The sequence below is a fragment of the Azoarcus taiwanensis genome, from assembly GCF_012910885.1.
Taxonomy (GTDB): Bacteria; Pseudomonadota; Gammaproteobacteria; order Burkholderiales; family Rhodocyclaceae; genus Azoarcus_F; species Azoarcus_F taiwanensis.
Genome location: NZ_WTVM01000002.1, coordinates 1 through 19,851, shown reverse-complemented (window position 1 = coordinate 19,851; position 19,851 = coordinate 1). Strand labels below are relative to the sequence as shown.

Annotated in this window: 17 protein-coding genes; 3 read left to right on the top strand and 14 right to left on the bottom strand. The window is 62.9% G+C overall.

The window, feature by feature from the left end; all coding sequences use genetic code 11:
- Positions 1 to 114: 114 nt before the first annotated feature.
- From GPA21_RS00525 to glmU, 12 genes are all read right to left on the bottom strand, one after another.
- Complete coding sequence (locus GPA21_RS00525; RefSeq protein ID WP_168986256.1) at positions 115 to 945, bottom strand: DUF6544 family protein; 831 nt, start codon at positions 943 to 945, stop codon at positions 115 to 117.
- A 250-nt stretch (positions 946 to 1,195) separates the two neighbouring features.
- A complete protein-coding gene (locus GPA21_RS00520; RefSeq protein ID WP_168986255.1) occupies positions 1,196 to 1,639 on the bottom strand; it encodes a YybH family protein in 444 nt (147 codons plus the stop codon).
- 62 nt (positions 1,640 to 1,701) lie between these two features.
- Entirely contained in the window at positions 1,702 to 2,118 is a 417-nt protein-coding gene (locus GPA21_RS00515; RefSeq protein ID WP_168986254.1) for a cupin domain-containing protein, read from the bottom strand.
- Between the two features lie 310 nt (positions 2,119 to 2,428).
- The gene (locus GPA21_RS00510) at positions 2,429 to 4,039 is read right to left on the bottom strand and encodes a diguanylate cyclase domain-containing protein (RefSeq protein WP_168986253.1); all 1,611 of its coding nucleotides are present in this window, start codon (positions 4,037 to 4,039) and stop codon (positions 2,429 to 2,431) included.
- Between the two features lie 465 nt (positions 4,040 to 4,504).
- Positions 4,505 to 5,632: a CobW family GTP-binding protein gene (locus GPA21_RS00505; RefSeq protein ID WP_168986252.1), complete on the bottom strand. Its 1,128-nt coding sequence runs from the start codon at positions 5,630 to 5,632 to the stop codon at positions 4,505 to 4,507.
- A gap of 89 nt (positions 5,633 to 5,721) precedes the next feature.
- Positions 5,722 to 7,050 (bottom strand): dihydroorotase, encoded by a 1,329-nt coding sequence (locus GPA21_RS00500; RefSeq protein ID WP_168986251.1) that lies wholly within the window; start codon positions 7,048 to 7,050, stop codon positions 5,722 to 5,724.
- Positions 7,051 to 7,072: 22 nt separating this feature from the next.
- Entirely contained in the window at positions 7,073 to 8,515 is a 1,443-nt protein-coding gene (gene cysS, locus GPA21_RS00495) for a cysteine--tRNA ligase (RefSeq protein WP_168986300.1), read from the bottom strand.
- A 71-nt stretch (positions 8,516 to 8,586) separates the two neighbouring features.
- Positions 8,587 to 9,009, bottom strand: a complete 423-nt coding sequence (gene hisI, locus GPA21_RS00490; protein WP_168986250.1) for a phosphoribosyl-AMP cyclohydrolase — start codon at positions 9,007 to 9,009, stop codon at positions 8,587 to 8,589.
- Positions 9,010 to 9,317: 308 nt separating this feature from the next.
- The gene (locus tag GPA21_RS00485; RefSeq protein ID WP_168986249.1) at positions 9,318 to 9,602 is read right to left on the bottom strand and encodes a type II toxin-antitoxin system mRNA interferase toxin, RelE/StbE family; all 285 of its coding nucleotides are present in this window, start codon (positions 9,600 to 9,602) and stop codon (positions 9,318 to 9,320) included.
- Positions 9,599 to 9,853: an antitoxin of toxin-antitoxin stability system gene (locus GPA21_RS00480; protein ID WP_246261647.1), complete on the bottom strand. Its 255-nt coding sequence runs from the start codon at positions 9,851 to 9,853 to the stop codon at positions 9,599 to 9,601. The genes GPA21_RS00485 and GPA21_RS00480 overlap by 4 nt, the downstream gene beginning before the upstream one ends.
- Before the next feature lie 509 nt (positions 9,854 to 10,362).
- Positions 10,363 to 12,189, bottom strand: coding sequence for a glutamine--fructose-6-phosphate transaminase (isomerizing) (glmS, locus tag GPA21_RS00475; protein WP_168986247.1), 1,827 nt, complete (start codon positions 12,187 to 12,189; stop codon positions 10,363 to 10,365).
- Between the two features lie 30 nt (positions 12,190 to 12,219).
- Positions 12,220 to 13,581 carry a bifunctional UDP-N-acetylglucosamine diphosphorylase/glucosamine-1-phosphate N-acetyltransferase GlmU gene (gene glmU / locus GPA21_RS00470; RefSeq protein ID WP_168986246.1) on the bottom strand — a complete coding sequence of 454 codons (1,362 nt, stop codon included), beginning with the start codon at positions 13,579 to 13,581 and terminating at the stop codon, positions 12,220 to 12,222.
- Positions 13,582 to 13,775: 194 nt separating this feature from the next.
- Between glmU and GPA21_RS00465 the strand changes: the two genes are divergently transcribed.
- Both GPA21_RS00465 and GPA21_RS00460 read left to right on the top strand, forming a co-directional pair.
- Positions 13,776 to 15,185, top strand: coding sequence for a bifunctional enoyl-CoA hydratase/phosphate acetyltransferase (locus GPA21_RS00465; RefSeq protein WP_168986245.1), 1,410 nt, complete (start codon positions 13,776 to 13,778; stop codon positions 15,183 to 15,185).
- The gene (locus tag GPA21_RS00460) at positions 15,185 to 16,372 is read left to right on the top strand and encodes an acetate/propionate family kinase (RefSeq protein ID WP_168986244.1); all 1,188 of its coding nucleotides are present in this window, start codon (positions 15,185 to 15,187) and stop codon (positions 16,370 to 16,372) included. The genes GPA21_RS00465 and GPA21_RS00460 overlap by 1 nt, the downstream gene beginning before the upstream one ends.
- 30 nt (positions 16,373 to 16,402) lie before the next feature.
- Here the strand turns inward: GPA21_RS00460 and GPA21_RS00455 are convergent, their stop codons facing one another.
- Positions 16,403 to 17,161, bottom strand: a complete 759-nt coding sequence (locus GPA21_RS00455; RefSeq protein ID WP_168986243.1) for a sulfite exporter TauE/SafE family protein — start codon at positions 17,159 to 17,161, stop codon at positions 16,403 to 16,405.
- Positions 17,162 to 17,232: 71 nt separating this feature from the next.
- Positions 17,233 to 18,171 (bottom strand): LysR family transcriptional regulator, encoded by a 939-nt coding sequence (locus tag GPA21_RS00450; RefSeq protein ID WP_339379848.1) that lies wholly within the window; start codon positions 18,169 to 18,171, stop codon positions 17,233 to 17,235.
- Between the two features lie 185 nt (positions 18,172 to 18,356).
- Between GPA21_RS00450 and GPA21_RS00445 the strand changes: the two genes are divergently transcribed.
- Positions 18,357 to 19,793, top strand: a complete 1,437-nt coding sequence (locus tag GPA21_RS00445; protein ID WP_168986241.1) for a class I adenylate-forming enzyme family protein — start codon at positions 18,357 to 18,359, stop codon at positions 19,791 to 19,793.
- Positions 19,794 to 19,851: the final 58 nt, after the last annotated feature.

Sequence of the window (19,851 nt, the reverse complement as noted above, 5' to 3'; positions counted from 1 at the left end):
GCGAGTGGGAACGGCAGATGGAATCGTAGCCTGCGCCATGATGACCAGAAGGATGGTGAACAAGGGGTCATGAAGGACTCCGGGCGACCGATGACAGCTTTCACGGGGATTGCGTCACCGATGAGGAAAGCGTACCGCTCTGACCTGCGCCTTGAAGAAGGGAAAGTAGGCGTCGGTTCCGAACAGGTTGCCAGCCTCGACCCGGAAGGGAAGACGAAAGCCTTGAACCTCCCGAAAATCCGATAAAAGACCGCCAAAGGGCTGCAGCCGGTACACGCGTTCGGGGTTGGCATTGGTCCACCGCGTGAAACGCACCTCGACCGGTCGGCCGTCTGCGTCCACCCTGACATCAACGCTCTGAGACAGCGCGTTGTGTGTCACCGTGACGCGAGCGACGTCCTGATTCAGCGCCTCCCAGACGATTCCCGGTCCCGGTAGGAGCGCGGCCGGCGTCCAGAATACCGCCTCGGCGACATAGCGGCCGTAGGCAGCGCGTGCATGATTGGCATCACCCCCCATGCGGGCGACCGGAATCAGGCCAAGAATGCGAAAGTGCGTCCACTTGCCTGTATCGGAACCGGACAGCGACACCGCGCCGGGGATCTTGAGCATCCAGACGAACCCCTGCGGAGCGCCCAGAATCTGGCGCGCACACATCGGGCGGTAATTCGGTTTGGTGCGCGAGCCCAGGCTGAACTCACCGCCCATGTCGATCTCGGCGACGGAGAGCAACGGCGTGCCGGGTTTGATTGCAAAGTTGAAGAATCGCCGCGCCGGATCCGGCAATTCGGCAACCATGGCCTGGTCATACAGGGCCGGCTGCGCCGGCTGCAGAGCGGCCAGACGGACCCACTCCGCCCGGTCCGCGAGGGCGTCGCGAAGACGAAGCGCCATCAGCGCAAGCAATAAGACAGCGACTGCCGCCAGGAAAAGGTACAGGAACATCAAAGGCAGTTCACTCCGCTTTGGACTTCCGACGACTCATCACATTCCGCTCTGGAAACTCGATTCCCGTCACCAACCAGGTCCCTCCACCCGCATATTCTACGAGGAGCGCGATCGAGCACCTGCGCAGAATCACGACGAATGCCGAAAAAGTCTACGAGGCCTTCGGGGTTGACAGCGATCGAGGGCCGCTCGGCGCGGCGAGGCGCCGAGGGTCAATCATGGCAGTGATTCTCGGATCTGGCGGGAATCAGGGTTGGAGCCACAAAGCCTTGTCGCTCTCGGGGTCGAACGGGGCGGAGAAGTGCTCATGCACGACCAGCCATTTGCCATGCTGCTTTTGAAAGCAGGCGGTCAGGCGCATCCAGCCGGACATCTCGTTGCCATCCGGGCCGGTGCCGCCACAGCGATTGAGGCCGTGCGCGAAGGCGACATCCTCGCCCGCCGTGATCCGAAGGTCATGCAGTTCGAAGATCATCGGGCCCGGACACATCGTCATGCAGGTCTCCCAGTGCGTGCGATACGCGTCGGCGCCCTTGAACTGCAGTTGGGCAATGGCATCAAAGGCGACGATGTCCGTCGCATAATTGGAAAAGATGCGTTCGATATCCTTGGCGCGAACCGCTTTCGCCCAGTCTTCCAGCTGGTGGCGAAGCTCGACTTCAGTGGATGCAGCTGTGGATGAGGTATCCATGTCGGCTCTCCTTGTTGTGGGTGAAAACGCTAGCTGTTTCCATCGGTCGTCGCGAAACCAACCTACGGCACCAGGGCGTCCAACTCTGGCAGCATCACGACACTCTCCTGCGCAGTAGGCTCATTGCGCACGCCGACAAACACGGCAGGCGTATTGCCACGATTAACCGCCACATGTGGCACTTTCGCAGGAATGAAGAGGTAATCGCCGGGGCACGCGCGCTCCTGATGTTCAAGCTGCTCGCCTGTGCATAGCTCAACTTCTTCACCACTCATGAAGTAGAAGGCAGACTCGTGGTACTCGTGGTAATGCGCACTGGTCCTGCCGCCTGGGGGAAGCGTGACAATGCCGAGGAAGACAACCTTCGAACCCGCGGTTTCAGCACTGACGCCGGGCGCATACACAGACCCCTGTTTGCTGACGTAGCTCGCGCCGCCTCGAACGACACATCCAAACTTCAACTCTTCACCTCTGGCCATGAGAATCTCCTTGAGGATGAGTGAATACGCGCGCGCGAGGCGCGTGGAGGTCGTCTGCACAAATCCTGACGCTGAAAAATGAGGGACGGGTTGGTGCAGCAGCCTCAGAATCACGCATCACGTAGCGCGCACAGGCAATGGATGCCGGCTCACCTTGCCGGAGGATTTGTCAATCGCACGGGCCGCGAGCCATAGGTCATGCCATTGCTTCACCATAGACATGGGCCATCGACTTGCAAGCGAAATATGCCGGTCACCGGGCGCTGACCCTACCGCCCAGGAGGAGGATGAACGCGAAGGCCTGATCGACTCAGGCTGCGCCGGGCGGCGGGACTCCGGTATCGCTCATCGCCCCGGTATGACTTGCGGAGTACGTTGACGAACCCGCATCAAGAATCTCGACGCCATCCCGCCCCGCCATCTTGACCCGATACATCGCAATATCGGCGCGCTTGAGGATCTCTTCGACCGCCTCGGCGCGGTTGCCAAACAGGGTGATGCCGATACTGGCACTGCAATGCGGCTCGACCCGCACGGCCAGAGGGTCTGCGCGCACCAGATGCAGAATCTTTTCTGCTACGACCGACGCTTGTTGCACGGCCTCGTCCGCTTGGCTGCTCAACACCGAGAGCATCACCACGAATTCGTCGCCACCCAGCCGGGCCACGGTGTCTTCATCGCGCACACAGGCCAGCATGTGCTGAGCGAGACGGCGGAGGAATTCGTCACCCCGGTCGTGCCCGAGGTGGTCATTGAGCGCCTTGAAGTGATCGAGGTCGACATACAACAGGGCGCTGAGCCGACCGCGCCGGAGGCTCGCCGCCTGCAGCTGCCGCATACGGTCGAGCAAGAGGCGTCGGTTCGGCAAACCAGTGAGTGGATCATTGAACGCAAGCTGGCGGACTTCCTCTTCGGCCCGTTGCCGCGAGGCTTCTTCTTCCATGATTATCCCGATCAAGTGGCGCTGGCGCCGCTGATAAAACGCCATGCTGCCCACTGACACCAGCACCAGCACGCACCACAAGGCCGCCAAGGCAATTGTCTTCTGCGTCCACCCCGCAAACACCGCCTGTCGGCTGCGCGCCACGGCAACCACCAGCGGCTTGTCCATCTGCAATTCGGGCGGTGCAATGGTACGCTGCGCCATCAGTATTGACTCCCCGGTGGTGGCCGCGACGCCTTCAAATACCGTCGCTTCTTCTCCGCTTTCCATGTGACGTGTGAACAGGCTGCCGGGACGGGCGAGATCAGCGCCGAGCAACTCCTCGCGCGGCGGCACGTGGTTGAACAGCACGCCATCGCCGTGCGCCATTGCCACCCACATATCAGGCGCGTAGCGGATCGACTCCATCAAGATGCCGAAGAAATCCGGGTCGAGCGTCGCCGAGACAATGTTGAGAGGCCGCCCATCCGGCCACAGTGAAACCCGGGTCATGTTCAGGGCATAGACGTCGAGTACAGTGCGAAAGGGCTGGGACACGTAGAGCGTATCGGGGTCCGGGTGCAGAAGCACCGCTCGCACATAGTCGCGCTCAGCAAAATCGCGGCCAATCAGCTCCGCGCGGTTACTGCTCAAAACCAGACCCTGTGGAGTCAGAATCAGCATCGTCCGAATCCCCGGCATGGCCTCGGACAGGGACTGCAGGCGCAAGTTTGAAAGTTCGTGCCCGCTCGGCAAGGACGAGAAGAACACCCAGTCACTGAGCACCGAACCCAGAGCCGCCCGGGTGGCAGCAATCTGGCGATCCATGTTTTGCTCGATCACCCGAACCTGACCAGCGAGGTGCTCCCGCTCACGCACTTCAATCGACTGACGCTCGATGCCCTGCATCACGAGTAGCGCAGCCGCGACGACGAGCAGCATGAGCACCAGCAGCACCCATTGCAGTTTGTGACTCTCGCGCAGATCGCCTGTCAGCACATGCACTCCAATGAGAGGTCACCCCAAGCCTTGTCCTTCTCTTGGGAGACGGAAAAGGCAAGGCCGCTTCCCGGGGCGCTTGATACTAAAAAAGTAATACGTTTTCATTCTGCGCCGTTCAAGCATTGACGTGCAAGAACTCTGGTTCTGCCAATGCCAGGCTATGTATCTCGTCCAACAGCCCGAGTACCAATCGAAACAAGAGCCAGCCAAGCGGCTTTGTCGCCAAGCCGCCGCGCAATAGAGTTGGGAACCCACCCAATATGCGAATCGCCTGGACTGATGGTCCAAGGTTCGTGTCGCTAGTGGTCGACTTCGCAAATACCGGGACGCGAAGTCGCGGCTTGAGGCGCTTGGCCGCGTTGCTCATCCTCGCGATCGCGACTGCTGTCGCTGCGATTCGCGCCTTGCGCTGCACCACAATCCATCCCTTTCGTCATGCCCCCAGACCTGCGAAGCAGACCACTAGGAGGAGACGGGCACCTGCCCAAACAAGCTGCCGAGAATGGCCGCGACCTCTTCCCGCGGCAGTTCGCGGACGATGAACACCAGACGGCTGCGACGATCGGCGTAGGGACCGGACTCTGGCCAGGCTGGCAATGTGGTTGGGGGATAGACCGCATGCTGGACACACTGCACGATACGGGGCAATGGGTCGCCGGATACGTTGAGCAAGCCCTTGATGCGCAAGACTCGATGGCCATAAGCCGCGAGCAGCAGCGAGAGGCCCTCGCTGAACTCAAGCCAGTCCAACGGCTGATCGAACGCGAGCACGAAACTCTGGACATCCGAGTCATGGCGTGTCGGCTGCCTGGCCACCGGTGCGGCGCCGGGGCGACGCCACGCACCCGGACCGGAAGTGGCCGGCGCGCGCTCGGCCTTTGCCCGGGCCGCTTCCTCACCGAGCCACAGCGCAACGTCCGGCAGTTTGGTGCCCGGATCGTAGATGCCGCAGGCTTCGAAGGCCTCGGCTCCCACCTCCCCACCGAAGACCTCGACCAACGGCGCCCCGGGATTGAGCACGCGCAGGCGCTCGACCACACTTGCGCGCGTGGGCGGGTCGGTCAGGTCGCACTTCGTCAGCAACAGGCGATCGGCCATCGCGATCTGCCGCACGGGCTCACGGTGCGCGTCGAGCTGACCCGGCGCGTGGGTGACGTCGACCGCGGTGATCACCCCGTCGCAGTGAAACCTCGCCGATACGAACATGTCCTGCATCAAGGTATGGATGATCGGCGCGGGGTCGGCCAGGCCGGTGGTTTCGATCAGCACCCGTTCGACGGGATCGATCTCGCGGCGCACCCCGCGCTGGAACACGTCCTTGAGTGCGCGCAGCAGATCACCCTGCACACTGCAGCAGATGCAACCCGAGTCGAGCACGACAATGCTGTCGTCGATCTTGTCGACAAGGTGGTGGTCGACCGCGACCTCGCCAAACTCGTTGATGAGCACCGCGGTGCGCGAGAACGCAGGGTTGCTGAGCAAGCGGTTGAGCAGGGTCGTCTTGCCTGCGCCGAGAAAGCCGGTCAGCACCCGCACCGGTACGCGCCGGTCTTCGACGTTCTCGTTCATGAAACCGGGCAGTTCAGTCATCCGCGATCACCACCCTGCATCCAGCATGTGATGGCGTGTCGTGGGATGGGTGCATTCATAGGGACGGGTCCACATGAGGTACAGGGTTCTCAGCGCTCGAAGGTCAGCGGCTGGCCACGGCAGTCCGGGCGCAACGCGCCGTCGTGCCAGGCAATCTGCCCGGAGACGATGGTGGTGTTGACCCGGCTACGGAAGCGGTAGCCGGCGAAAGGGCTCCACCCGCAGCGCGCGAGTACGGGATCCTCGGCTGCGTTGGGCGACCGTGGTCCGACCAGCACGAGATCGGCCCAGGCGCCCTCGCGCAGGTAACCGCGATCGACGATCCCGAAGAGGTCTGCCACGCGGTGGCTGGTCTTGGCCACCAGTGTCGGCAGATCGATGACTCCGTCGTGCACCAGCTCCATCAGTGCCGGCAAGGCGTGCTGCACCAGCGGAAGGCCTGCGGGTGCGCTGAAATAGTCGCCGGACTTTTCTTCGAGCGTATGGGGCGCGTGATCGGTACCGATCACGTCTATCCGGTTGCCGCGCAGTGCGGCACGCAGCGCCGTCCGGTCCTCCGGGGACTTCACCGCCGGGTTGCACTTGAGCAGGCTGCCGAGTCTCGGGTAGTCGCGGCTGTCGAACATCAGGTGATGAATGCAGACCTCGGCGGTGATCCGCTTTTCGGCAAGCGGCTTGTCCTCGAAAAGTTCGAGTTCGCGGGCCGTGGTGATGTGCAATACATGCAGCCGCGTGCCATGTCGGCGCGCCAGGTCAACCGCCATGGACGAAGACAGCCAGCAGGCTTCCGCATCGCGTATGTGCGGATGCGCAGCCATTGGCACCTTGCTGCCAAGCCGCTTTCGCCACAACGATTCCTTGTGCCGGATGCGAGGGGTGTGTTCGCAGTGGGCCAGCAGAATCGTGGGCACGGTGGCGAACAGGCGCTCCAGGGTGGCGGGATCATCCACCAGCATGTCGCCGGTGGAGGCGCCCATGAAGACCTTCACCCCGGCTACCTCGCGCGGATCCAGCGCGGCAACCGTGTCGATGTTGCCGTTCGACACCCCGAAATGGAAGGCGTAGTTGGCACGCGCATCACGGGCGGCAATGGCCTTTTTACCGGCGAGCGCCTGCAGGTCCAGCGTGGGCGGCCGGGTGTTGGGCATGTCCATGAAGCTGGTGATGCCACCGGCCACCGCTGCGGCCGATTCAGTTGCGATGCAACCCTTGTGCATCAGGCCCGGTTCGCGGAAATGCACCTGGTCGTCGATCATGCCGGGCAGCAGCCATTGTCCGTTCGCATCGACCTCTTGGTCGGCCGCCGCGTCGATGCTCGGCGCGATCTTGTCGATGCGGCCGCTGCGCACAAGCAGATCGGCTTCGGTGATATGCCCTTCGTTGACCAGTCGGGCGTTGCGGATCAGTAAGGTTTTCATGTGGTTGAAAATGTTTCCACGCTTAGGTCGAGTCACGCCTGCGTTCGTTTGCCGATGCCCCGAGGCGATGCCAGCTGGTACCGACCGAGCTGTCCTCGATGCCGATGCCGAGCGCGTTCAGTTCCTGGCGCAAGGCGTCGGCCCGCGCAAAGTCCCTTGAGGCCCGGGCCGCACTACGTGCGGCGATCAGCGCTTCGATATGCTCGACGTCCGGCGCGCCGTCGGTCTCGTGGGCGCATTGGCGCCACTGGCTTGGCAACTGCTGAAGCAGACCGAGCAGTTCGGCACCATCGCGAAGCGTGTCGGCAAGTTGCTCCTGCTGTGCGGGATCGGTTGATTTGCGAAGGGCCGCAGCGGTCTCGTGCAGGCGGGCGAGTGCGAGTGGGGTATTGAGATCGTCGGCCAGCGCGGCCTCGACGTCATGGGCGCGTGCGCGGCTGATCGGCGGCGGTCGATTCTCATGCGACAGCAGACTGCCATAGAGGCGGTCCAAGGCCACGCGTGCCTGATCGAGCGCAGCCAAGGAAAAATCGAGCGGCTTGCGATAGTGCCCCGCCAGCAGTGCATAGCGGATGACCTCGCCCGGATAGCGCTGCAGCAGATCGCGAACGGTGTGAAAGTTGCCGAGGGATTTCGACATCTTCTCGCCGTCGACGGTGACATAGCCGTTGTGCACCCAGTAGCGGCAATACTCGCCACCATAGGCGCCTTCGCCCTGGGCGATCTCGTTTTCGTGATGCGGGAAGATCAGATCCTGACCACCGCCGTGGATGTCGATCGAGTGCCCGAGATGGGTATGGATCATCGCAGTGCATTCGATGTGCCAGCCGGGGCGGCCAAAGCCCCACGGGCTGTCCCAGCCCGGTTGGGACCCGCTCGAAGGCTTCCACAGCACGAAGTCTGCCGGGTCGCGCTTGAAGGGCGCGACCTCGACACGGGCACCGGCGATCATCTCGTCGCGCCGACGCCCGGAGAGCTTGCCGTAATCATCAAGCGAAGGCACATGGAAGAGCACATGCCCTTCGGCGGCATAGGCATGACCGCGTTCGATGAGTCGCTGCGCGAGCGTGATCATTTGCGGAACGTGGTCGGTAGCCCAGGGCTCGATTGTTGGCGGCAGCGCATTGAGTGCGGCCATGTCTTCGCGATAGGCGACGGCATAACGCTCGGCCAGCACGCGGATCGGTTCGCCCGCCGCCTGCGCCGCGGCGTTGATCTTGTCGTCGATGTCGGTGATGTTTCGGGCGTACACGACCTGCGGGTAGTGCCGCGAGAGCAACCGGTAGAGCACGTCGAACACCACCACCGGCCTCGCATTGCCGATATGGACGTAGTTGTAGACCGTGGGTCCGCACACATACAGCGTGACGCGCTGCGGATCGCGCGGTACGAAAGCCTCCTTTTGCCGACGCAAGGTGTTGTGCAAACGGAGAGGAACCGAAGCGCCGGCATCGGTCTCGGACATGTCCTTGAGGATGGCCGCAACCTTGAGCGCGGACTCGTTGAACAGCACACGCCGGTCCGCAGCATTTCCGCTCATCGCGCCACTCCGTGCCGACCGGGTGGGCTACTCAGCACGACGAGCTGCTCGTTATCGATCCGGTTGTAAAAGCAGCTGCTGCGACCGGTATGACAGGCGCCCCCTAGCTGGTCGACCAACAGCAGGACGGCATCGCCGTCACAGTCCAGCCGCATCTCCTTGACGGTCTGCACGCAGCCCGAGGTTTCGCCCTTTCTCCACAAGGCCTTGCGTGAGCGCGACCAGTAGCAGGCCCTCCCTGTCGCCAGGGTTTCTTCCAATGCAGCCCGGTTCATCCAGGCGAGCATGAGCACCTCGCCGGTGTCGAACTGCTGGGCAATCGCCGCAATCAAGCCGTTCTCGTCGAATGGCAAGGCGGCGATCGCCGCATCGGCAGCAACCACCGTACCGGCGTTTGAGGATTCGAGGCTCTTGAACATGATTCGCATCGGCCAAATAGAAAGGCAATGTTATAACATTGCACACGATCATTCCAATTCAAGACTTATCCTGAGTGTGGCTCGCAACCTGTTCTGCCGGTTATCGGAGTGAGAACGACCGATCAACTCAACGCATGAGGACCGGACTTGGCTGGGCTCGTTTGGCAACTGGCGGATAGGTTGCTGGCGTTCCGAGAGTTGCTGGCGAGCTCTGATGAATGACGGCAACTGGCCGGGTGCCGCGGACCGCTGTCTGGTTCGAAAGCGGTCGGCCAACATGCAGCTATCGCTGTTGCCACGATGCTTTATTAATCGCCCACAGGCGGCCAAAGGCGGGCCGTATGAACCAGTGTCAGTATCCACACCGTCCCGCCGTCGATCTCGTACACGAGGCGATAGCTTTCGTGTGGGATTATCTCGCGGGTGCCGGGAATTGTTCCCGGTTTGCCCAACATCGCGTACTGGGTCAGCTTGGCAGCTGCATTGCTGAAAATCTCATCCATCCGGGCCGCCGCGCGCGGATTGTCGGCTGCGATGTAGTCCCACACTTCGGCACGGTCTTGCTGCGCTTCGGGAGTCCAGACAACCCTCACATTTGGCTCGCCACACTGGCACGCCGCGCGGCGAATTCGGCCTCAACCTCATCGTTCAATCGCCCAGATCGGGCGCGCATTGAGGCCCGTCCGGCCTCGACTTTGCGACGGAGGAACTCTTCATACTCCCGCGCTTCGCGCTGGCGTTGAACGAATTCGCGCATTAGCTCGCGGAGGATCTGCGACGCAGGCCGATGGGCGGCCTCGGCCTCGGCCATGAACTCGGCACGCAACTCAGGTTCCAGCTTCATTGTGAAAACTGCTTCTTTTGACATGATCGCATCTCCTATCGGCTCGTACTAACTTAGTATATACGTGCTCATTACCTCGCGCGACTTGCAAAGCTTCAACGAGCGAGCAAGCAGGTATCGGTTCGGAGTAGCCGTGGCGTGATCTGTTTCCCGATAGTGAGCCGCCGACAGTGGAAGCGTTCGGCCCACACCGTGTCAGGCAACACCGTAAATTGAGCTATTGTCTAAGGCGTCGAGGCCTGCCGTCCAGCTAGCGTGGCCGCTGAGCGGCAGGTACAGGCAGCATTGCCGCCCCACGTTTGGCACATGCTGACCGTCAGCTGCGGCCGACTAGTCGCCGCCCCGAAACAACATCGCAACCATACTCCGCGAGCTATTTCGCTCACGGTCTTGTCAGACCGTAGCCCCACCGCAAACTGGGCAGCTCATCCAATCGAACCAGTTTTCGACTTTATTGCCGAGTTTTCGACTTTATTTGCTCGGAACAGTTTCGAAACAGCTCCGCTGCCTCACTCCACCGTCACGGATTTCGCGAGGTTACGCGGCTTATCCACATCGGTCCCCTTCACGAGTGCGGCGTGATAGGAGAGCAGCTGGAGCGGTATGACGTGGAGCACCGGCGACAACATGCCGTAGTGTTCAGGCATGTGGAGGATGTGCACGCCCTCGGACTCAACAATCTCGCTGCCGGCGTCTGCGAAAACATAGAGCTCTCCGCCGCGGGCGCGGACTTCCTGCAGGTTGGATTTGAGTTTCTCGAGCAACTCGTCGGCGGGGGCGATCGCGATGACCGGCATGTCCTTGTCGACCAGCGCGAGCGGACCGTGCTTGAGTTCGCCGGCTGCGTAGGCCTCCGCGTGGATGTAGGAGATCTCCTTGAGCTTGAGCGCGCCCTCCATCGCAATCGGCCAATGGCGACCGCGACCCAGGAAGAGTGCGTGATGCTTGGCGGCGAAACGCTGCGCCCACTGTTCGATTTCGGGTTCGAGCTCGAGGACTTTTTGCACCGCGACCGGCAGGTGACGAAGTCCGTTCAATGCGCGTGATTCGGCGTCCGCATCGAGCCGGCCGGCGATCTTTGCGAGCGCCAACGTCAGCAGCGCCAGTGCGGCCAGCTGGGTGGTGAATGCCTTGGTGGAGGCGACGCCGATCTCGGGGCCAGCCCGTGTGATGAAGCGCAGCCGCGATTCGCGCACGATCGCCGATTCGGGCACGTTGCAGATCGCGAGCGTGCGGCCCATGCCCTGCGCTTTTGCATGCTTGAGCGCGGCGAGCGTGTCGGCGGTTTCGCCGGACTGCGAGATCACGACGACCAGGGTGTCCGGATCAGGAACCGAGTCGCGGTAACGGTATTCGCTCGCAATCTCCACGGTGCAGGGAATGCGCGCCACCGCCTCCAACCAGTACCGCGCAACCAGGCCGGCATGGTAGCTCGTGCCGCAGGCGATGATGAGCACCTGGCGCACCCCGTTCAGCACGCCGCTGGCGTCGGCGCCGAATAGTTGTGGATTCACGCTGCCGCCCCCGGCGATGATCTCCAGGGTATTGGCCAGCGCTTGCGGCTGCTCGAAGATTTCCTTCTGCATGTAGTGGCGATACTGGCCGAGCTCGACCGCATCCGCCGAGAGACTGGAGATGGCGGTCTCGCGTTCGACCGGCACACCATCTCCGCGGACGATGCGATAGCCGTCCCGGCGCAGTTCGGCGAGATCGCCGTCTTCGAGATAAACCACCTTGCGGGTGACCTGCAGCAGGGCGGCGGTGTCCGAGGCGGCATACATGCCATCCTCGCCGATGCCGAGCAGCAGCGGCGAACCGCGCCGTGCAACGATGACGCGGAATGGATCGGCCTCGGTGACCACCCCGATGGCGTAGGCACCGACGAGTTCGTTGGTAGCCAGCCGCACCGCCTCGAAAAGATCCGGCGCTGCATTCAGCTTGTGGTGAATCAGATGGGCGATGGTCTCGGTGTCGGTTTCGGACTCGAACACGTAGCCTCGTGCGGTGAGCCGCTCTCGGATTTCCTCGTAGTTCTCGATAATGCCGTTATGCACCACCGCCAGCCCGGCGGAGATATGTGGATGGGCGTTGCGCTCGCACGGCGCGCCGTGGGTCGCCCAGCGGGTATGGGCAATGCCGACATGTGCGGTGACACCTGATTCATCGGTCAGCGCCTGCAGGTCAGCAACCCGACCGGCCGACCGGACCCGCTGCAGGCCGTTGGACAGCACCGCGATGCCGGCCGAGTCGTAGCCGCGATACTCGAGCTTGCGCAAGCCCTCGAGCAGCACCGGCACGATGTTCTGGGTGGAAATGGCAGTGACGATGCCGCACATGGCTTGCTCCGATGAAGAGGCTGGCGTGGTTCAGGTGGTTTTCTTGACCGGGCGCTTCCAGCCCGGAATGCTGATCTGCTTGGCGCGCGACACCGTGAGCTGAGCCTCGGGGGCATCCTTGGTCAGCGTCGTGCCGGCGGCGAGGGTCGCGCCGCGGCCGACTCGCACCGGGGCCACCAGCTGCGAGTCGGAGCCGATGAAAACGTCGTCCTCGATGACGGTGCGATACTTGTTGGCGCCGTCGTAGTTGCAGGTGATGGTGCCGGCACCGACGTTGACCCGCTGGCCGATATCCGCGTCGCCGACGTAGGCGAGATGGTTGGCCTTTGAGTGGTTGTCGATGTGACTGTTCTTGACTTCGACGAAGTTGCCCAGGTGCACGTCGTCGCCAAGGCGGGTGCCTGGCCGGGTGCGCGCATAGGGGCCGATGACACACTCGACACCCATCACGGTGTCTTCGACCTGAGAGAAGGCTGAGATGCGTGTACCGGCACCGACTATGGCGTCGCGCAGCACGCAGTTGGGTCCGATGCGCACGCGATCGCCGAGCTGAACCCGCCCCTCGAACACGCAATTGACGTCGATCTCGACGTCGCGGCCACAGATCAGTTCGCCACGCACGTCGAGCCGCGCCGGGTCGATGAGGGTGACGCCCTCGTCCATCAGGCGACCGGCGACGTTGCGCTGGTGGATGCGCTCGAGCTCTGCGAGCTGACGCTTGTCGTTCACGCCGAGGGTCTCCCAGACTGCGGTCGGCTGAACCGCGGTGACTTCCACGCCGTCGGCCACGGCAAGGCCTATGATGTCTGTCAGGTAATACTCGCCCTGCACATTGTCGTTGCCGATGCGGCCCAGCCAGTCACGCAGTCGCGCCACAGGCGCCACGAGAATGCCGGTATTCACTTCCCGAACCTCGCGCTCGGCCTCGGTCGCGTCCTTGTGCTCGGCGATTCGCAAGATCTTGCCGGATGCATCACGCAGGATTCGCCCGTAGCCGGTGGGATCGTCGAGCATGACGGTCAGCAGCGCAAGCTTGCCGGCGGCGGCTGCGTCGCTCAAGCGGCGCAGCGTGGTGTCGGCGATCAGCGGCACGTCCCCATAGAGGATCAGGGCGAGATCGCCGTCGGTGAGGTGTGGCAGGGCTTGCTGGACCGCGTGCCCGGTGCCGAGCTGAGGTTCCTGCCGTGCCCAGACGATGTCTTCCGCGCCGAATCGCTCGCGAACCAATTCACCACCGTGCCCGTAGACGACACAGATACGACGTGCTTCCAGCCCCCGCGCAGTGGCGATCACGTGCCCGAGCATGGCACGCCCGGCAATCGGCTGAAGCACCTTGGGCAGGTCTGAACGCATCCGCGTGCCCTTGCCCGCGGCGAGAATGACGACTTCCATCTGAACTCCGGAGTTCTGGCGTGCGGCGCCGATTCTAGCATGCGGCTTTGGACCCGCCTCGTGATCCGGTTGGCATTATCGGCGAATAGGCCCGTGTTATCTTGCAATGCAACAAATCGATTACATTTCGCGGATATCGTGCCACCAGTGAGTCTAGAATGGCCGATGTTGCGATGCAAACCACGGGAATCAGCATGAACACCCCAACCACCCAGTACATCCAGAACCGTACCTTCGACGAGATCCAGGTCGGCGACTTCGCCCAGCTGCTTCGCACCCTGCGGCCGGACGATATTCACCTTTTCGCGGTGATGTCGGGCGACGTCAATCCCACTCATGTCGACACCGAATACGCGCGCTCCAGCCAGTTTCGTGAGGTGGTCGGCCACAGCATGTGGGGCAGCACACTGATCTCCTCGGTGCTCGGTACCGAGTTTCCAGGGCCGGGCACAGTGTACGTGTCGCAGAGCCTGAACTTCTGGCGTCCGATCACGATCGGCGACACCTTGTCGATCACCGTGACCTGCCGGGAGAAGTACGAGCACAACCACCACATCGTGTTCGACTGTCTGGCAACCAATCAGGACGGGCTCAAGGTCATCGACGGCGTCGCCGAAGTTCAGGCACCGACCGAGAAGGTCAAGCGCCCCCGGATCAACCTTCCTGAGGTGACGATATCCGACCGCGAGCTGCGCTACCGGCATCTGTTGTCGATTGCATCCGGCCTGAGCCCGATCCCGATGGCGGTCGCACACCCCTGCGACGCCGAGTCCCTGCGCGGCCCGATCCAGGCGGCCGAAGCCGGCCTCATCGACCCAATCCTGGTCGGTCCCGAATACAAGATCCGTGCAGTCGCCGAAGAGCAAGGGCTTGACCTGCGCAACTTCCGCATTGTCGACGTGCCGCACAGCCATGCCGCAGCCGAAGCCGCAGTCGCCCTGTGCCGTGACGGCGGCGTCGAGGCCTTGATGAAGGGCTCGCTGCACACCGACGAACTGATGAGCGCGGTCGTTTCTCGAACCGCCGGACTGCGCACCGGCCGCCGCATCAGCCATGTCTTCCTGGCCGATGTGCCGACCTACCCGCACCCGCTGATGATTACCGACGCCGCGATCAATATCGAGCCCTCACTCGAGGTCAAGGTGGACATCGTTCAGAACGCCATCGAACTCGGCCATGTGCTGGGTCTTGCCGAGCCCAAAGTCGCGATCCTGTCGGCGGTCGAAACCGTGACCTCCAAACTGCGCTCGACGATCGATGCCGCGGCCTTGTGCAAGATGGCCGACCGGGGCCAGATCCGCGGTGGCCTGCTGGACGGTCCGCTCGCATTCGACAACGCCGTCTCGCTGGTGGCCGCCAAGACCAAGGGCATCCGCTCTGCGGTGGCAGGCAACGCCGATATCCTTGTGGTGCCAGATCTCGAATCCGGCAACATGGTCGCAAAACAGCTTGAATACCTCGGCAACGCACTGATGGCCGGCGTGGTGCTCGGCGCGCGCGTGCCCATCGTCCTGACCAGTCGCGCCGACACCGCCGAGACCCGCGCGGCCTCGTGCGCTGTCGCCCAGCTGATGGCCCACCGGAAGCGCGAGGCGATGCTCTGATGCGTGCGGTACTCGTCCTCAACGCCGGCTCGAGCAGCCTCAAGTTCGCGCTGTTCGCTCTCGAGCCGCAGCTTGCAGACCACCCCGCGCTCTGGGGCCAGATCGAAGGCATTGGTGCGACGCCCGAGCTGAGTGCGCGCACTGCTGGCGGTGAGCGCTTCAGTGACGAGATTCAGGTGTCGGGCGGTCAGACCGAGCAGCACCGCCAATCGCTCAACCACTTGCTGGACTGGCTATCGGCACACAACCCGAATCTCGACATCGTCGCCGCGGGCCATCGCGTCGTACACGGTGGCGAGCGTTACAGCGCACCAGTCCGTCTCGACGAGGCAGTGATCGCCGAATTGGATCGCCTCGTGCCGCTCGCACCCTTGCACCAGCCGCATAACCTGCGCGCGGTCCGCGCGGTCGCCAGTCTGATGCCGGAAGTGCCGCAGGTCGCATGCTTCGACACTGCCTTCCACCGCAGCCAGTCGCCACTAGCACAGGCCTTCGCCCTGCCGCGTGCACTGTCGGCAGAAGGCATCAAGCGCTACGGCTTCCATGGGCTGTCCTACGACTTTGTCGCGCGCCAGCTGCCGACAATCATCGGAGAACGGGCGAAGGGCGCAGTCGTGATTGCCCACCTCGGCAATGGCGCATCGATGTGCGCCCTGCGCGACGGCAAGAGTGTCGCCTCCACGATGGGCTTCACCGCAGTAGAAGGCCTGATGATGGGAACGCGCACCGGCAGCCTCGACCCCGGCGTGTTGCTCTACCTGATGGAGCAGAAGGGCATGGACGCGGCGTCGCTGACCCGGCTGCTATACAAGGAATCCGGCCTGCTGGGCGTTTCGGGCATCAGCCAGGACATGCGCACCCTGCTGGGCAGCGACGCTCCTGAAGCCGCCGAGGCCGTAGCGCTCTTCTGCTACCGGATCGCCCGCGAACTCGGCTCGCTCGCGGCCGCCGCCGGCGGACTGGATGCCCTGGTCTTCACGGGCGGTATCGGCGAACATGCCGCACCAGTTCGCGCCAAAGTGGCCGCAATGTCGGCCTGGCTGGGTCTGTCCATCGACCAGACTGCAAATGCCGAGGGTCGTGTCCGTATCGACAGCACCGGCAGCCGGGTTGCCGTGGCGGTGGTGCCGACCAACGAAGAGGCGATGATCGCGCGCTACACGATGGAAGCGCTCGACGGCTGCTGACCCCGGACAGCACGGGGACGGTGCGCCCCCTCAGACTACGAACACATCCCACAAGAGCTTGAGGCCGGAAAGCCCGAGCATCCCGGTGGCGATATAGAAGAAAGTCCGCTCCGAGATGATTGCGAGCAGCCGCGTGCCGATCCACACGCCTACCGGTACCAGTGGCAGATACACGGCCGACATCAACAGCGTCTCACGCGAGAACATGTCGAGCCCGATGTAAAAGGGGACCTTGGCGAGATTGATCGCGGTGAAGAAGTACACCGATGTCGCGACAAACACCTGCCTGGGCAGCCCGCGACCCAGCAAGTAGATGATTAGCGGTGGCCCACCGGCATGCGCGAAGGTACTGGTGACCCCAGCGGCCGACCCGCACAGCCAGGCCCACGGCCAAGACAGGGCGCGCGGCCCGACCTCGGGGCGACTGCGACGGATGAGCCGGTCCGCTGCGAACGCAACCGCGATAACGCCGAGTCCGGCCTTGATGAAGGCATCGGACATCAAACCGAACAGCAGTGCAGCCAGGGCGATCCCCACGACGGAAGCCGGCACCAGGTGCTTGAGCTCGTTCCAGGCCGCCTTGCCCCGCCAGGCACGCATGCCGGCGAAGTCCATCGCGATGAGGATTGGCAGCACCACCGCGAGCGCGTCGCGCGGCGACAACCAGATCGCCATGAAGGGCACCGCCAGCCCACCCATCGCTCCGCCAAGGCTGGATTTCGAGACGCCGGTGATCAACACCGCAATCGCGGTGACAACCCATCCCATCGCATCGAGTTCGTCAAGCATCCCCATGCCTCAAAGCCAGTAGCCTCCTGCGTAAAGATCTGGAGTAGTGGCCCCAACGGCCAAGCGCCAGCTCATTTGAACGGATAGGGCCATTCGTCGGTATCGGCTGAGAACAGCTGTGCAACCTGCTGGCGGAGCCAGCGGTTTCTTGCGCTGTGGTGATGGCTTCGGTGCCAGTGCTGATATAACTCGATACGAGGAATCGCAAGCGGTGGACGGGCCATCCTGACATTTGCGCCTATGTGCGTGAAATAGTGCCCTATAGCGTGCGGCAGTGTCACCACCAGATCGGAACGTCCGATAATCATCGGCAAGCTCATGAAATGAGGTGTGCGCAACACGATACGCCGTTCGATCCTGTGCCGCTCGAGGTATGCTTCGAGCACTTCCTGACTGCGCCCATCCGCACGCACCACCGCGTGGCCCAGCGACAGAAACTGCGCTAAGGACAGCGAACTGTCGGTGATCGGATGATCAGCGCGAAGCAGACATACAAAATGGTGTGTCAGCAGCTTTTGCCGATAACAGCCAGCCGCATCGAGATCGGGAAAGTAGCCGATCGCAAGGTCCACGTCCCCACTCTCCATCGCGCGAATCATGCCGGCCGGGGCCGGCGCGACCGATCGGAGCGTGGCTTTCGGCGCAAGCCGCTGAAAGTGAGCCAGCAATCTGGGCAGGAAGACCATCTCGCCCAGATCGGTCAGCGCGAACACGAACTCCCCGGTGACCTTCCCCGGATCGAAGGCGTCCTCGACGAGGAGATCGTTCTCGACCCGCAGCAACACTTCGCGCGCTCCCGCCGCAAGCACATGCGCACGGGCGGTCGGCGATACGCCAGAGGACGTCTTGATGAATAGCGGTTCATCGAACGTCTTGCGCAGACGCCCGAGCGCAGCACTGACCGTCGGCTGGGAGACTCCGAGCATGCTGGCAGCGCGACTGACGCTGCGCGCGTCGTAGACCGCGAGCAACACGCGCAGAAGGTTTAGGTCAAAGCCCCGGACACTCACGTTATTAAGCATCCAAATAATATTAATCGCATCATTGATATTGTGCCGGCCATTTTGCGGGGCTCTAATAGCAGAAACAAAAAATACTTATAGATCCCTGACAGGGGGCCTTAGCGGAGGAGACATCGCGTGGCTACTCTGATTCTAGACCCGGCGCAGCCATCGCGTCCGGTCGGTGCCGTCCAATGAATGCGGCCGAACTGCTCGTGGGCGGCAGGCCTGAAGCGATCGCGCTGGTCGACAATGACCGTGAGATCGATTATGCGGATTTGCGCGCGCTTTGCCGTCGCAGCGCCGGCGCCTGGCTGGCGCTCGGCGTTCGTCCTGGCGAACGCGTGGTTATCGCTTTGCCCGACGGCATCGACTGGGCGATCGCCTTCATCGGGCTGATGTGGGCCGGCGGCCAGCCAATCATTGTGAACCCGCGCACATCGGCCGAGCAGTTCCACGGGCTGATCGACGACTCCGGCGCGGCCACACTACTGCTGGAAGACGCGGTCGCGGCGACTCATGGCGCAGGCGCCATTGCGCTTTCGAACTGGCAGCGTCGTCTCGCCGCCTGCCAGCATATGCCCGAACCGTTCTCAGCAGAACCGGACTGGCCTGCCTTCATGCTCTATTCGTCAGGCACGACAGGAAGACCGAAGGGCGTTGTCCACGCACATCGCGCAATCTGCGAAGCACACGTGTTCGCCCGCAACCTGCTTGGCGCGGATGCGACCGACCGTTTCTACTCGACCTCGAAACTGTTCTTCGCATACCCGCTTGCAAACGCCTTGTTCGCCGGGCTGCGCCTTGGCGCGACCGTAATACTCGACTTCGCCTGGCCGGAACCTGGCCGGGTCGCCGAGATCGTTGCCCGACACCGGCCGACGCTGTTCTTCAGCGTGCCGACGCTGCTGCGCCGTTTACTCGAAGCCGGCGTGAGCTTAGGCCCGCTTCGTGCCTCCGTCTCAGCCGGCGAAGCCTGCCCGCCGGCCCTGGCTCAGGCGTGGATGGCCCATACCGGTGCGGAACTCATCAACGGCTACGGCACCACCGAAACCCTGTGTCTGATGTTGTACCGAACGCCATCGATGGGTGCGGCCTGCGCCACACCTTTGACGCGGGTGACCGAGGAGGCGTCGACCGACTGCGGGAACGAGACGCTGCGTTTGTGGTTCGACCACCCCGCAGTCGCACTGGGTTACTCACGCACAGTCACGCACGACAGCGCCCGATTCGGCGCTTTCGGGTTCTCACCCGGAGACCTTTTCCGAAAAGCGGATGACGCTGAAGGCTGGCTCTTCGCCGGTCGCACCGACCAACTGGTCAAGGTGTTCGGACGCTGGGTGGACATCCTCGCAGTTGAGGATGTCTTGCAGCAGGTCTTGAAAGGGCATCTGGGTGAGCTGTGCGTCGTACCGCGGCGCGGGAAGGACGATTCAGAGCCGGTTTGCCTGCATCTGTTCATCGTGCCCGCAGCATCGGGGGATACAGCAGAACTGTCGAGAGACGCGACACACGCAATAGAGGCCCTGCCGCCATACCAGCGACCTCGCGAGATCCATCTGGTGGCCGCCTTTCCGCGCACCGACACCGGCAAACTCAAGCGCGCCGAGCTCGCAAGCCAGGTGAGTTAGCGCCATCGGGGCAACACACTCTCACCCATCAGAAACGCATCAACTTCGCACGCAGCCT